Genomic DNA, 15,142 nt, shown 5'->3' with positions numbered 1-15,142 from the left:
TCGATTTAACTCGGTGATCTTTTGATTAAACTCATAGCATTCGATCTTGATAACGTTCTTATTGATGGGGAAGCCATAGATGAAATAGGCAAATTAATGGACGTTGAAGCAGAAATCTCAGAGATAACTAAAAAAGCAATGGAAGGCGATCTAGATTTTGAAACTGCTCTCAAAGAGAGAGTTGCACTATTAAAAGGTGCTTCAGTTGAAGATATTAAAGATGTCGTTTCAAAAATCCCCTTCATGGAAGGGGCAGAAGAAACTATTGCAGAACTCAAAAAAAGAGGATATAAAATCGCAACCATAACCGGTAGTTTTGAAATCATCGCCAATCGGATGAAAGATGACCTTGGTTTGGATTACGCATTTTCAAATGTTCTCCATGAAAAAGAGGGAAAATTAACAGGAGAAGTCAGCGGCCCACTAGTAAAAGGCTCAAAGGCAGAAGTCCTGAAGGAGATAATGGAAATGGAAAAAATAAAAGCAGAAGAATCTGCAGCAGTAGGAGACGGTGCAAACGATGTGTCAATGCTTGAAGAAGCAGGTTTAGGAATAGCATTCAATGCAAAACCAGTTTTAAAAGAAAAAGCAGATGTTGTTGTTGAAAAAAGAGATTTAAAAGAAGTTCTTGAAGTATTCAATAAAGAAGAAAAAGAAAACGAAACCTCAGATGAAACAACCCCAGAAAAGGCTGAAGACACAGCACCAGAAGAAACAATAGCAGAAACTAAAAAAGAAGAAACACCATTAGAAACCGAAGAACCTGCAAAGGAAGAAACCCCAGCAGAAACCGAAGAACCTGCAAAGGAAGAAACACCAGCAGAAACCGAAGAACCTGCAAAGGAAGAAACAGAAAAAACAACCAAAGAACCATCAGAAGCATCTAAAAAGGAATCACCAGCCAAAAAATCATCTCCAGATGTAAAAGCTGAAGTGAAATCTGAACCTAATCCTGATGCCGGGAAAAGCTTTGGTGAACTACTTTCAAACAAAAAAGATCTCGAAAAGAGACTTAAGGTGCTTACAAAAGAACGTGACGACTTAAATGAAAATGCACGTGAATTCAAAAAGGTAAGAGACGAATTAAACGCCAGTATTAAAGAAAATCTGGATAAAGCTCTCAAATACCGGGATGAACGTGACAATATCAACAAAGAAGTCCGTAAGTATAAGAAACTTCGGGACGAAACCAATCAGGAACTGAAAAAGATGGAATATGCCTCTGGAAGAAGGGACATACTTAAAATTCAGGGTGAGATTGATAAACTAGAGAAAACAATAGAAACCAAAGTTCTTGACATGAGAAAAGAGAACGAACTAGTTAAAAAAGTTCAAGATCTAAGTAAAACTCTTTCAGAGATGAAAGAAGATGAAAAGGTTCAGACCGAAGCAGTAGCACTTAAAGAGGTTTCAGAAGCTCATCATGCTAAAGTTGTTGAATTTTCTGACAAAGCTCAGGAAACACATGAAAGCATGCTTGAATACTTCAAAAACATTGATGAAGTAAGAGCAAAGGCAGATCTTGCACATAATCAGTTCATAGAAACTCGTGAAACAGCCTCCGCAAAACATGAAGAGGTAAAAGCTGTTCTTAATGAAATTAGAAGGAAAAATAAAGGTCTTGACAAAGTCAAAGCCAAAGAACGGAATATGGAAAGCGAGAAAAGTAAAAAGAAAAACATGGCTGAAAAGGAAATTGCAAGGGATATATACGAGAAATTCAAAGAGGGTAAAAAACTCTCAACTGAAGAACTCAGGCTCCTGCAGAAGCATAATATTGTTTGATTATTCAATCAAACACTTCTAAATTTTTTTTATATTACTTTTTTTTATTTGTTTTAAACTTGTATTCATTTAATGGACAAAATCCAAAGTTTATTAATATTTGATTATTTAAAGAGATAATTGAATTCACTTTACTGGAGAACATTATTCATGGAACAAGCACAGACAGCCAGTTCAATTAGGATTGCAGCATTGTTAGTGGCAACTTTAGCCAACTTTTTAACACCATTTATGAGTTCAGCAGTTAACATTGCACTTCCAGTTATAGGGTCAGAATTTGCTTCAAGTGCAATCCTATTAAGTTGGGTTCCAACTTCATTTTTATTAGCAGCAGCCATGTTTGCAGTTCCATTCGGCAGAATATCAGACATTTATGGCATGAAAAAAATATTCAGCTATGGAATAATCATATTCACTGTAGCTTCGTTTCTGTCTGCGGTTGCACCATCAACTGAATCTCTGATTATATTCAGAATACTTCAGGGAATTGGTGGAGCTATGATATTTGTTACAGGCCTTGCAATCATAACTTCGGTCTATCCCCCACAGGAAAGAGGTAAAGCCATAGGAATAAACATAGCAACTGTTTATATAGCTCTATCCCTTGGACCAGTTTTAGGAGGGATAATGACCCAATATTTTGGATGGAGAAGTTTATTCTATGCAATGATCCCACTCGGTATTTTGATTCTCATTTTGACTTATTGGAAATTAAATGATGAATGGGCAGAATGTAAAGGAGAAAAATTCGATATTAAAGGTTCTATATTTTATAGTATAGTGCTTGTAATGGTTATGTACGGATTTTCAACACTCCCCCATATAACAGGAATTATTCTGGTTATAGGTGGAATTATAGGATTTATAGGATTTTTAATGTATGAGTTGAAGCTTGAGAGCCCAGTACTTAATGTTAAATTGTTTAAGAATAGAACATTTGCATTTTCAAATCTTGCTGCTCTAATTAACTACAGTGCAACCTTTGCAGTAACATTTCTTTTAAGCCTGTACTTACAGTACATTAAGGCATTGGATCCATTATCTGCAGGTTTAATATTAGTTGCACAGCCAGTTATGATGGCAATATTTGCACCTATAGCTGGAAGACTTTCGGACAAGTTCGTTCCACAAAAATTAGCTGCTTTAGGGATGGCATTATCAACTATTGGTCTTTTCTTGTTTGCTTTTATCAATGCACAAACAAGTATAGCATTTATTACTGTTGGTTTGATAATTATTGGAACGGGATTTGGATTTTTCTCATCACCAAACACCAATGCAATTATGGGTTCTGTTGAAAGAAAGTTTTATGGAGTTGCATCTGCCATGGTAAGTACAATGCGACTTTTAGGTCAAACATTCAGTATGGGACTTGCACTAATGGTGTTTGCAATATTCATTGGAAATGTTCAAATCACTACTTTACAGTATCCTGCACTTCTTAATAGTATACACACGGTATTCTTAATCTGTACTGTTTTATGCTTTATTGGTATTTTTGCGGCTCTAATAAAACAAAAAAATAAATCATCTATTTAAAATAATTTTCCATCCAAATTCAATAAAATTATTGAAAAAAAATGAATTACAAAGAATTTAAAAAATAATTATTTATTTTAATTTTTTACCTCAATAAACCAATTTAATGATTTTTAGTTATTGTAAGGAATTGTGAAGTATATAATAGTACCTTCTCCAGGTTCAGATTCTGCCCATATCTGTCCTCCATGCTGTTGAACAATTTTTTGTGCAATTGCAAGTCCAATTCCTGTTCCTTCATATTCTTCTCGAGTATGGAGTCGTTGAAAAATAGTAAAGATTCTTTCCAAATGTTTTGTAGAGATTCCAATACCATTATCCTTAAATAAGAATATGAAATGATTCATTTCATTATTAACAGATATTTGAATTATAGGATTTTCTTTACTTCGATACTTAATGGAATTACTAATAAGGTTTTGGAACAGTTGAACAAGTAATTGTTCATCACCGGATAAAGTAGGTAATTTATTAGCAATTATTTCTGCATTATTATCGTCAATGGCTAATTTTAAATTTAAATTAGTACGTTCTAACACTTCATTAAGATCTACATCGTTAAATTTTCTCTTTTTATTGGCCACTCTAGAATACTCTAAAAGGTCTTTAATCATTGAATCTAAACGCTTAGCTCCATCAACAGCAAATTCTATGAATTCATTTGCATCTTCATCTAACTGTTCATTATACCGTCTTTCCAGTAATTGAAGGAAACTCGAAATCATACGCAGAGGTTCTCTAAGATCATGGGAGGCAACATATGCAAACTGTTGTAACTCTTTATTAGATTGTTCTAGTTCTTTTGTTCGTTCTTTAACTTTATCTTCAAGATTTGACTTATAATTTTGAAGTTCACTTTCAATTTTTTTTCGTTCAATAGAATACCTTATAGAACGTTTTAAAAGCTTGCTATCAATTTCTTTTTTAATTAAATAATCTTGAGCACCAATTTTAACCGCAAATATACCTATTTCTTCTTTGTTTAACCCAGTTAATACGATTATAGGAGTTTTCGTGGAAATTTTATGAACATCTATTAATGTATCAATTCCATCACTATCTGGTAATCCTAAGTCCAAAAGAATAATATCAAAAAAACTATCTTTTAGAAGAACCAACCCTTCTTCCAGAGTTTCAACTACTTCTAGATGGTATACTCCATCAGACTCTTCTAGCATTTCCTCTATTAAACCCGCATCTCCAAGATTATCCTCAAAAAGCAATAGTTCAATTGGTTTGTTACTGGAGTTATACATGAATTTACCTTTAATACTCTTTAGAATTTGGTAGTTTAACAACTTCCAACCAAAAGTCTTCAATAGATTTAACAACTTTTATAAACTGGTCAAAGTCAACTGGTTTAGTTATGTATGAATTAGCATGAAGATCATAGGATTTGATAATATCTTCCTCTGCCTTTGAAGTGGTTAAAACAACAACCGGAATCGATTTAAGTTTGTTGTCTTTTTTTATTTCTTCAAGTACTTCTCGACCATCTTTTCCAGGCAAATTTAGATCCAATAGGATTAAATCGGGTGTAGGGGCATTATCAAATTTTTTTTCTTTATTTAAAAACTCCATTGCCTCTTCACCATCTTCGGCTACATGGATAATATTCCTAATTCTAGCATCTTCAAATACTTCTTCAACTAATCCAACATCTCCTTCATTGTCTTCCACTAAAAGAATTTCTATCGGGTTTGTGTCCATATAATCATACTCCTGTTATTAATTATCCAAATTTGCCAATGTAAAATAAAAAGTGGAACCTTTACCAAGCTCAGATTCCACCCATATTCCGCCTCCATGTCTTTCAATAATCTTTTTACATATGGAAAGACCTATTCCTGTACCAGGGTAATCCTTTTTTTTGTGAAGTCTTTTGAAAACATCAAAGATTCTGTCTGAATGTTTAGGGTCAATTCCAATTCCATTATCCTTAATTCCAAATAACCAGTCATTTTTTCTTTTTTCAACAGATATTTTAATTTCTGATTGAGATTCACTTCTGAATTTCAGTGCATTACTGATTAAATTTTGAAATACTTGAGTTATTTGTGTTTTATCTGCCATAATGGTGGGTAAAGGATCGTGAGATATCAATGCATTATTCTCTTTAATAGAGATTTCTAGATTGGACTGTACCTGTGCGAATATTGATTCAAGATCTGTTGGTTTAAATTCTTGTGCATGTGTTGTTACGCGTGAAAACTCTAAAAGATCATCTATTAGTTTTTGCATACGAGTTGCACCATCAACTGAAAATCGTATATATTTATCTGCTTTTGAATCCAGATTACCTTTATATTTCCGTTCTAAAAGTTGTAAGTAACTCGCTATCATTCTCAAAGGTTCTTGTAGATCATGGGATGATACATAAGCAAACTGTTCCAGTTCAGCATTTGAACGAGTTAACTCATCTAATTTTAATTTCAATATTTTTTCAGCTTCTTTAAGTTCAGTTATGTCACGTGCAGATGCAAAAACACCTATAACCCTATTAGAATCGTCCCTATATACTGATGCATTATAAAGAACTGGTGTGATATGTCCATTTTTGTGTTTGATTTCTAGTGCATAATCTCGGACACTACCTTCTTTGAACACCTTTTGGTATCCTTCCCTAGCCTTTTTAGGTTCAGTGAAATAATCCAAGAAGTCTGTGCCAATAAGTTCATCTCTTGAATAACCTGTAACTTTCTCTGTAGCCCTATTAACATCGGTAATATTACCCTCAGCCCCAATAGTAACTAATGGATCCAAACTGGCCTCAATTAAACTACGATTATATAGGCTGGCAAATCTAAGTTCATCTTGAACTTTTTTAAGTTTAGAGATGTCACGTGCCGCTGCGAAAACTCCAATAACCTCCCCTGATTCATCCCGGTATACCGATGCATTGTAAAGTACAGGTATGATATTTCCATCTTTATTATGGACCTCTAGAGGATAGTCCCTAACAAAACCATCACGAAATACTTGCAGATAACCTTTTTTTGCCTTTTCAGGTTCAGTAAAATAATCAGAAAAATCAGTACCTATAAGATCCTGCCTCAAATAACCTGTAACTTTCTCTGTAGCCTCATTAACATCTGTAATCTTCCCTTCTCTACCAATTGTTACTAATGGATCCAAACTAGCCTCAATTAAACTACGATTATAAACATTGGATTTTTTCAATTATTCCCCCACCAATCTTTATGCAAATTAATGATTACATCAATAATATATTGATTTTTGAACTTCTACTCAATAAAAAATTAAAAAAAATTTGGAGTAAGAGTAACAAAGTATAATGGTAATATTGGATTAAGCACATAAAAATTTATTTATTTAAAATATGGACTAAAGTATTAAGTCAAAAACGAATTGAATAAAAATAAAATTTATAAAGAGACATATATGTGGGCATTATCATAAATTTGGACTTTAAATATCAGTTCAGTTTTGAATTTGTTTTATATCTCATTTTATCTTGTGATTAACTTATATTTCAAATATTTATAGGAAATTTCATTAACTATGGATTAATGTCTGTTTTTAGAACTAAAAAGCCTTGTACTTTTGGATATTGGATTATTAAAAAAAGATGATGAATAAAAAATAATTAATAATTTTTAATTGCCCTATAATTGGAATTAAGTATAAGACGCAAAATATTAGAAATCAGATACTTTTGATTCGCCATCTTCTTTAATTACCCTTAAAATATTGTCTGCAGCATCTTCCAAGTCTGAATCATGGGTTACAATTATCATTTGAGGAATTATAGACATTCTCTTTAATAAATCTATTAGCTCTTGACGTCTGTATGCATCTAGATGTATGGTGGGCTCATCAAGCATAATCAATTCTAGATTACCTCCAGATAGTGTTTGGGTAATTCCAAGTCTTAATGCTAGGGCAACAGCAATTTTTTCACCGCCACTTATCATATCTAAATTACTTTCCCCTGCAGGGCCATACACAGTTACATCATAATCATTGTCAAGTTTTATATCAGAATATTCAAAGTTGAACTTTTCAAAGAACTCCCTTGTATTCTGTTCAATGAGAGGTCTTGAAATATTTCTGAGATCTTTTTGAACTCCATCTTTACTGTAAATGTCGCGTATATAATTTAAAAGTTTGATAAAGTCTTTAAGTTTTTTAACTTCATTTTGATAGCTTTTGTATGATACTAATTTATTTTGAAGGTCTGTTAATACAGTTACTATCCCACTTTCCTTTCCAATTAACTCCTGTTTTTTGCCTTTTAAATCTACTAATTCTTGGTTTTTAGACTCCCTATCCTGAATTAATTTATTATGAAGTAATTTATCAAATGATATCTCTTCTATTTGTAGTTTAAGATCTTGGATCTGTAATTCAAGTTCATTTATACTATTTTGAACATGTTTCATTCTGTTTAATGAAGATTCTTTCAATGCTATAGCACCTAAAAGATTTTGATATTTATTTTTTGTACCTTCTAGTTCTTTTATTTCATCGTCCAGATTTTCTATGCTTTCTCCAGTAGCTTCAATTAAATTGCTGATCTGCTCTTTAATGGAGAATATATTCTCTTGTATCTCTTTCAGATCATTTTTTTGTACTTCATAATCTCCCAAAGATTTCAATGAACCATTTGCACTTAAATATTCTTCATATTTAGGTTTCAACTCTTTTAAAGCTTCTTTTTTCTCATGAATTTTTTCATCTATCTGATTTAATGTTAAAACTTGAATTTCCAATTTTTTTATGTTATCATTTATCAATTTTATATCGTGTTGACCTTCTTCTAAAGTTCCAAGCTGTTCTTTTAATACATCTATATTAATTAAAGAGATATCAGAATATTTATTCGCCATAACCAGCTTATCTTTTGATAAAACTTCAACTGCACTGTTTAAACTGGATATTTTATTTTTATTTGATTCTATTTTAGAAGAGTAATCTTGAATTAATTCATCTCGTTTAACAGAGTCAATTGGCGACTTACAAATCGGACATTTTTCTTTTACGTATTCTAATTCAGAAATTGGTTTTTTAAGGTCTTGATTTTGAGTTTTTAGATTAGATATTTCCTCTTTAAATTTGTTTATTTTAATGTCAAACTCTTCAATTAGTTTCTCAATAACAGGTTTTTCAGATTTAATATACGATTCAAATTCTTCAATTAAACTAAAATTTGTTCCAAGGGTTTTATTGCTTTCTTTTAAAATTTTTACTATTTTATCATGGGATCTTCCCATTTTTTCAATAGTTTGTTGCTTCCTATTCAAGTTCTGTTCAAGCAAAGCCCTTGATCCTTCAAAATTTGTTCTTTCTTTTTCAATTTTGTTAATTTGATCCTCTAAATCAGAATAATCTAAGTAATACTTCTCATTTTTTTCTATTTGATCTTTGAAAAAGTGGATCTTTTCAATTATGTTACTGATTTGAGTTTCATCTCTCTGTGTTCTTCTTAAATTTTCTAATGAATCTCTAAGCTTTATTAAAAGTTCAAGTTTTGGTAATTTAGGTAATATTGCTTCAATTTCATTTTCCTTATTTTTAATATCATTTAATTGTATTTTAAGATGAGATTCATCTTCCTTTAAATTTTCTAAAATCAGTTTTTTTGATTCCAAAGTAGATTTCGTAGCATCAAATACTGTTTTATCATTATCCAGTTTTTCTTTCTCTTTAGTGATTAAATCCAATTGAGATTGAAATTGTTCTATTTTTGAGAATAGTTCCTGAATATCTTTATTTATCTGTAATTTTTCAGCATTTTTGAGGTTTATTTCATTTTTTAAACCATCTAATGTTTCCAATTTACCTTCTAATTTTATTTTTTCCATTTCATAGTTATTAACTAAAGGCAGCATATTTTTCCATGCTTTTTCTAGAGATTCTAAACCTAAAAGTTTTCCAATGACTTGTTTCTTTTCAGCAGGAGTTTTATCAACAAGATCAGCAATTTCTCCCTGTCTAACGTAGACGGCATTAAGAAATAAATCGCCATCCATCTCAAGAATGCTTTGAATCTCTCTTGTAACCTGGTTATCGCCAGAAGCCAGTTGATGAAAACTTTGACCTTCTTTGATCATTATATTGGCTTTTGAGGAGGTTCTACTGCGTTCCCTTGTAACACTGTATTTTCTCCCACTTGATGTGAATTCAAGTGTCACAGACATCTTGTTATTATTGTTGCCAATTGTAATGAGCTGGTCTATTTTTTTACTTGAATGCTGTTTGAAAAGTGCAAAGCTTACAGCTTCGAGAATACTGGATTTTCCCGCTCCATTTCCTCCCATTATTATGGAAATTCCCGTGTTAAAATCTATTTGGGTGTCTGTATGTGATTTGAAATTCTTCATATGTATACTTTCAATTATCATTGAGTCCCTCGTAGAAATTTTTGGTCATATCCTCTGCTTTGTCAAATTCTCCCTCTGACATTTCTTTAAGTAATCCTGTTGCTAGATCAGATACTTTTTCGTCGTTAAAATCTTTTAAATGTTCTTTTATCATTCTTTTTATGTTGAGGGCATCTCTCTCCATATTGGCAATATTAAGATTTTCGTCAAGTATATCTGGGACGTATTTCGACCTAACAGAAAGGCATTCGTTTGAAAACGCTTGGTTAATAATTTCATAGACTTCAGATCTGCTGAAGTTTCCACCTGTAACTATTATATTTAGTACGGGTTTTTCTTTTAATTTCATTATAATCGCATTTATACGGGCTATTTCTTCTTGTAGTTGAGTATATTGTATTGTTTCTTTTAAAAACTCACGTGGCAATTTAATATCTATCTTTTCAATTTCAGGTAGATCTCCACCAATATCTACCAAATAAAAGCCTTTACCATTCTTTTTATATCCTTCAACTTCATTTGATCGCCATATTTCAGTTGAACCAGGATATGCGAGTTTTCCTTCTCCAAAATCATCCACTATTCTCTCGTGAATATGTCCAAAGGCACAGTAGTTGAAGCTCTGTGGAACTTCCCCTATCTTAATTTCATATTCATAGGGCATATAACGGTCAATTCCTTGATGGAGTACTAGTATAGTTTTTTTATATTCACCAGATGCTTTTTCTATAGTTTGAAGCCGTTCAACTAGATGTTTTGAAGTATATTTAGATGAGTAGGGTGCCCCTCCTATAAACACATCTTTTTCTATGAAAAATGGATTTTTTGGACTTATGATCTTTAAGCCAAAATCTTTGTACAATATTTGGGGAGGAATAGCATTTTTTTTCATTACAACATCATGATTACCGGCTATTGCATATATTGGAATTTTTTCATTTTTTAACCTTGAAATACCATTTTGTGCCGTTAACAATGCTTTGGTTGGAGGTCTTGAATATTCGAAGAAATCCCCCGAATGTATAATAAAGTCTGGTCTCTCATTTACAACCTCGTCGATTGCATGATTGAAAACATTAAGAAAATCATTTTCACGTTCTGATAATCCATACTGTCTGTAACCAAGATGAGTATCCGCCATATGGACAAACTGCATCAATAATCTCCTCCAAGTTCTTCATATTCCTGTTTTTGCTGTTTCAGGGTCTTTTTTTCTTTTTTTGCAGATTTTGACCATTCCTCAACTATGTTGAGATCTCCACCTGTTATTTTTCCCTTGAATTCATCTATCTTTACTAATGTGGGTATTTTAGTCATGAGCCCTAAAACTATGGCTTCTCCAATGTTCAATGAAGGTAACTGTGCTATGAGGTCATCGCTTAGATTTTCACTAGCCCGTTGAACATGGTTTTGATCTGTGGGTTCAACTAACCTTAGTATTATCATATTATTTGCCTGTGATAGAGCATCTGAATCCAAGGATTTTGGACTCTGACTTACCATACAAAGTCCAACAGAAAATTTACGTCCTTCTCTTGCAATTCTACTTATCCAAAGTTTTGATTCTGTGGTCCTGTTTTGAGGTGCTAAAATATGTGCTTCTTCTAATATAAGGAATATTGGAAAACCTAATCCGGTTCCTGTTCTCAAAAATTCTTTTCTGCTCTTTAGAACTGTTCTTAATATGTGACTTACAACTACATCCGATGCAAATTCATCAACTGAACCAAGATCCAGTATGTTTGCTTTACCCACCTTTAAATTATCAATAACATCGCTGGCTTCTAAGCTTAATATGTTACCATATTTATCCTGCATATGTTCAACTTTGTTTAAAACATCTGTTATTGATTTTCTATCAGATGCATTGGATGATTTACCTTCAGATTCATCCGATTCTTCTAAAAGCCATGATTCAAGTCTATTGATAATAAGTCCTATAAAATCCTTTCCATATACCGAACCTTTGGAAAGATCCTTCTGAGCAAGCCTATAAGCCTTTCTAAAGTATCTTTCTTGTACATAGGCATTTGAAGGTATGTTTGAAAGTTTTTTTATCTCTCCAAATGACATGTAAATCGGATTTATTAATGGCTTTATTATATTAACTCTACCTTCTCCAAACTCTGTATTCACATATTCGGAGTGCATGTCAAAAATTAAAACACTCCCATTAACCTTTAAAAGACCATCAACAAGCACGGATACGGTGTTAGATTTACCTGCCCCAGTCATTGCTAGAACTGCAAGATGTCTGGAAACCATTTTGTTTATATCAATCTCAACTGATACCTGATCCTGTGTAATAAGATTTCCAAGTTTTAAACCATAATTTCCTACCTGGAATATTTCACTTAAAACAGCAGAATCTGCTGCTTTTATTTCTGTTCCAGGTGGTGCAGGTGTTCTTGGAATTCTAAGATCATTGTCAATATCTCCCAATATTCTAACCTTACCCCTTATGTAATGGTCGTCACCCTCGATCATTCTTATTTTTTCTATGGTTTTAGGGTCATATATCTCATTATTTATTGATACACTCCCTCTTACAAGGGCTTCTATCATTCCCAGTACATTTTTTCCGTCGTATTCCAACGAAACATACTCCCCCACTTTGGGCATTTCTTTGGAGATGAAACTCACATCAACTAGGGATGTTTCTCCTATACACCTTCCTATAACTCCATCAGTATCATCATTCATAACATCTCCCTCCCGCTTTTCTCCATGAATCCTATGATTTTTGAAAGCCTCTCCAGATCAACTTTTCTTATGACCACATCATTATGAGCCTTTTTAAGAAGCAAAGGATATCCTTCTGCACTCTTACTTTTAACAATCTTTAGAATATCTTTTATTTTATCTTCAGATGCATAATATGGAAGTTCAAATTTCAGAATATTTTTATGATCCTCAAGCCTTGCATAGAATATTGTAAAGGTTAAACTTCGGAAGAAATCATTTTTAATGGGAAATTCTCTTTTAACCTGTGTAGAAATAATGATATATTTAGGTGTAGAATATCCCTCTTTTCTACTGTATCTGTCAAATATTGCCATGTCTGGTATCTCAGATTCGAAATATTCATTACTGGTTGAAGTTTTGGATATCGCAACTACCGGCCCTTCATTTTTTATTAGTTCGCTTATCACCATTAGATTTTCAAGATTCTCCAGATAGATCATTGCTTCTGTTTTTTTCTCAAAATCTCCAATTATTTCATCAAATTTAGAAGAAGTTATTCCAACTATTGAATGTTCTAATTCCTTTTTCAACTCTTTTTCGAGTCCAGGTAGACATCTGATCTTAATTTCTTCTTTTACATCATTAGTAATTTTTTTTTCCAATGGAAATGGTCTTATTAGGTTTCCGAGGATAGATCCATCAAAAAGAAAAACATCAATATCATGTTTTTCAAATGCATTCAAAGCATTTTTAATCTCAAATATACCCATATAACTCCTCAAACGATCATCAACATAATGATGGTGTGGTATGATATCTATTTCAGAACTTTCAATAATCTGAAGCTTTTTGTTGTATATCAAACATTCGGCATCGATTACATAAAAAATAAAGCCCATAAAATTCTTTTTGTTGATACTCCCATCACCAGCACATATTGTTAATTCCCTGTTATCTTCCTTCAATCGATAGTTTCTCCAGAATTTTGATGGATCAAATTTAGGATCATCAAAATCACTTTTGATACGTGCGTTTATGTTATTTTTCTTTACAAGAGCCTTTTCATAGAGAGAATCTATCATTATGAGAACCATCCATCATTTTAATTCTAAAGTAAAACATTATCAATATTACATAAGTTTTAGGGATATTTATTTTTATTAGAGACAATTCAATTTAAAAAAAGTGATTATGTTGAAAGAAATTATGTGTTTTCATTTTTTTTCAAGAGTTCTTCAAATGAACCTTAAAGATCAACAAATCATTCTATTTTGTAATAATATCTTTTTTTTATACATATCTAACTGATGTAATAGTTGTGTTTACTTATCTGGAAGTTTTGCTTGCAGATACTTAAGATTTTTTTTATCAATACAAATCATATGTATATAATTTGAACATTAGGGTGTTAAATCCATGGAATTCATTAAAAATCCCACATCGGAAACTCTTTAATATATTGTTAACATACCATTCTTAGTATGCTTCACATAACACGTAAGGAAAATATAGTTTTAAATCAGATAAAATACTATCAGAATGAATACAAGAATGGTATTCCATATAGGATACTCAAATTAGAACTTGATTTATCTGAAATGGATCTTAAAGATATCTTGATGATGTTGGATAGTAAGAATATCATATCTTACCAGGATGGAACAGTTAAACTTCTTGAAACAGGCAACATTAATGTATGGGAATCAAAAGAAGCTGTTAAAAAAGAAGAACTTAATCAGACAGAAGAAAAAGCATTTGAAATCATCAAAGAAGTGGCAGGAGAATCTGGACTGATATCAAAAACTCTTCTTGAGGGCCATATGCTTTATGGTGGACTAAAACTCACAAGCCTAAAAACCTACAGCCTTATCATAGCATTGGAAAATAAAGGGTTGATAAAGAAAATACAACTTCATGATGGCGAGTATTACACACTAAACTTTTAACATTCTCCATTTATTATTTTAAAAACATATAAAATATTTAATATCATAAAGACGAGTTTTATAATTTTTATTTGAATCAAAACATGTCAATATAAGTGTTTTCATCTGATTGTAGTTGTGTTATATAGGGTTTTATATCTTTGATTGTTGAGTTCGTATAAGTGCCATCATAAAGTTAAGGTTTGCTCAATTATACATGAAGTTAATGTAATATCATTTAAAATTACATGAGCTAATTTGATTTAAATTGGCACTAATTCATAATGAGATTTCTATTGGAAATATTCATGAATTGAAAATTTTAATAGAAATAACTAATTTTAATGGAAGTTAATAATGGAAATTTATTAAATTGGGGAGTATACATAAAAAAAATTTTAAATATTTTTACTTTGGTGCACCATCAATACAGAAATATTCTATTGGTTCGGTATTAGCTAAATTATTATCCAACCACACATTGCATTGTGTACATTTACACAATTCCATGCTTGCAAGGTCAGTACATGTAGCCTTTCCAAATGAACAGTAAACAAGTGGAAGTTCTTCTTCTGGTTTAATAATATCTTTAATATCACCTTCTTGCTTCAATTTCTCATTTATAATGTCCAGTTTATCCTTAGAACACTTGCTGTCAGTTTGAACTGGACATGTTTTGCACAGACATTTGTTAATGTTTTCCTTGTTTATTTCAACTTTTCCCAATTTTTCATCCCCCTGTATTATATTTATTATGTCCAAATTTCTATATAAAATTATTGAAAAGGCAATATAAAGGTTAAAAATCTAAAATTAGTTAAAAAACTTGTTATAACTGATTTAAGTGCATGTATATCGACATCA

General features: G+C 31.7%; 11 protein-coding genes. 3 read left to right on the top strand and 8 right to left on the bottom strand.

Translation table 11 applies throughout. The features are described from left to right. The first annotated feature begins 21 nt into the window (after positions 1 to 21). Both serB and K8N75_RS06630 read left to right on the top strand, forming a co-directional pair. Positions 22 to 1,785: a phosphoserine phosphatase SerB gene (gene serB, locus K8N75_RS06635; RefSeq protein WP_223791299.1), complete on the top strand. Its 1,764-nt coding sequence runs from the start codon at positions 22 to 24 to the stop codon at positions 1,783 to 1,785. A gap of 150 nt (positions 1,786 to 1,935) precedes the next feature. Next, positions 1,936 to 3,324 carry an MFS transporter gene (locus K8N75_RS06630; RefSeq protein ID WP_223791298.1) on the top strand — a complete coding sequence of 463 codons (1,389 nt, stop codon included), beginning with the start codon at positions 1,936 to 1,938 and terminating at the stop codon, positions 3,322 to 3,324. Positions 3,325 to 3,437: 113 nt separating this feature from the next. Here the strand turns inward: K8N75_RS06630 and K8N75_RS06625 are convergent, their stop codons facing one another. The 7 genes from K8N75_RS06625 to K8N75_RS06595 form a co-directional block, all read right to left on the bottom strand. Continuing rightward, entirely contained in the window at positions 3,438 to 4,622 is a 1,185-nt protein-coding gene (locus tag K8N75_RS06625) for a sensor histidine kinase (protein WP_223791297.1), read from the bottom strand. After that, positions 4,591 to 5,034 (bottom strand): response regulator, encoded by a 444-nt coding sequence (locus K8N75_RS06620; RefSeq protein ID WP_223791296.1) that lies wholly within the window; start codon positions 5,032 to 5,034, stop codon positions 4,591 to 4,593. Before K8N75_RS06620 ends, K8N75_RS06625 begins: the two co-directional genes overlap by 32 nt. Positions 5,035 to 5,052: 18 nt before the next feature. After that, positions 5,053 to 6,504: a sensor histidine kinase gene (locus K8N75_RS06615; protein WP_223791295.1), complete on the bottom strand. Its 1,452-nt coding sequence runs from the start codon at positions 6,502 to 6,504 to the stop codon at positions 5,053 to 5,055. A 479-nt stretch (positions 6,505 to 6,983) separates the two neighbouring features. After that, positions 6,984 to 9,689: an AAA family ATPase gene (locus tag K8N75_RS06610; protein WP_223791294.1), complete on the bottom strand. Its 2,706-nt coding sequence runs from the start codon at positions 9,687 to 9,689 to the stop codon at positions 6,984 to 6,986. Beyond that, positions 9,679 to 10,824 carry a metallophosphoesterase family protein gene (locus K8N75_RS06605; RefSeq protein ID WP_223791483.1) on the bottom strand — a complete coding sequence of 382 codons (1,146 nt, stop codon included), beginning with the start codon at positions 10,822 to 10,824 and terminating at the stop codon, positions 9,679 to 9,681. Before K8N75_RS06605 ends, K8N75_RS06610 begins: the two co-directional genes overlap by 11 nt. Beyond that, positions 10,824 to 12,371 (bottom strand): helicase HerA domain-containing protein, encoded by a 1,548-nt coding sequence (locus K8N75_RS06600; protein ID WP_223791293.1) that lies wholly within the window; start codon positions 12,369 to 12,371, stop codon positions 10,824 to 10,826. Before K8N75_RS06600 ends, K8N75_RS06605 begins: the two co-directional genes overlap by 1 nt. Continuing rightward, entirely contained in the window at positions 12,368 to 13,435 is a 1,068-nt protein-coding gene (locus K8N75_RS06595; RefSeq protein WP_223791292.1) for a DNA double-strand break repair nuclease NurA, read from the bottom strand. Before K8N75_RS06595 ends, K8N75_RS06600 begins: the two co-directional genes overlap by 4 nt. Positions 13,436 to 13,834: 399 nt before the next feature. On the opposite strand from K8N75_RS06595, the gene K8N75_RS06590 reads away from it, so the two are divergent. Then, complete coding sequence (locus tag K8N75_RS06590) at positions 13,835 to 14,299, top strand: hypothetical protein (protein ID WP_048190021.1); 465 nt, start codon at positions 13,835 to 13,837, stop codon at positions 14,297 to 14,299. A gap of 387 nt (positions 14,300 to 14,686) precedes the next feature. On the opposite strand, the gene K8N75_RS06585 is transcribed toward K8N75_RS06590, so the two are convergent. Further along, a complete protein-coding gene (locus tag K8N75_RS06585) occupies positions 14,687 to 15,004 on the bottom strand; it encodes a DUF2769 domain-containing protein (RefSeq protein WP_223791291.1) in 318 nt (105 codons plus the stop codon). Between the last annotated feature and the right edge of the window lie 138 nt (positions 15,005 to 15,142).

The sequence above is a fragment of the Methanobacterium spitsbergense genome, from assembly GCF_019931065.1.
Lineage (GTDB): Archaea > Methanobacteriota > Methanobacteria > Methanobacteriales > Methanobacteriaceae > Methanobacterium_B > Methanobacterium_B spitsbergense.
This window is presented reverse-complemented; position numbering and strand designations above follow the sequence as displayed.

What these genes read in the sequence shown, in the direction of transcription:
- K8N75_RS06630 (WP_223791298.1), top strand. Translation starts at nt 1,936, where the DNA reads ATGGAACAAGCACAGACAGCCAGTTCAATTAGGATTGCAGCATTGTTA.
- K8N75_RS06620 (WP_223791296.1), bottom strand. Translation starts at nt 5,034, where the DNA reads ATGGACACAAACCCGATAGAAATTCTTTTAGTGGAAGACAATGAAGGA.
- K8N75_RS06610 (WP_223791294.1), bottom strand. Translation starts at nt 9,689, where the DNA reads ATGATAATTGAAAGTATACATATGAAGAATTTCAAATCACATACAGAC.
- K8N75_RS06605 (WP_223791483.1), bottom strand. Translation starts at nt 10,824, where the DNA reads ATGCAGTTTGTCCATATGGCGGATACTCATCTTGGTTACAGACAGTAT.
- K8N75_RS06600 (WP_223791293.1), bottom strand. Translation starts at nt 12,371, where the DNA reads ATGAATGATGATACTGATGGAGTTATAGGAAGGTGTATAGGAGAAACA.
- K8N75_RS06595 (WP_223791292.1), bottom strand. Translation starts at nt 13,435, where the DNA reads ATGATAGATTCTCTCTATGAAAAGGCTCTTGTAAAGAAAAATAACATA.
- K8N75_RS06590 (WP_048190021.1), top strand. Translation starts at nt 13,835, where the DNA reads ATGCTTCACATAACACGTAAGGAAAATATAGTTTTAAATCAGATAAAA.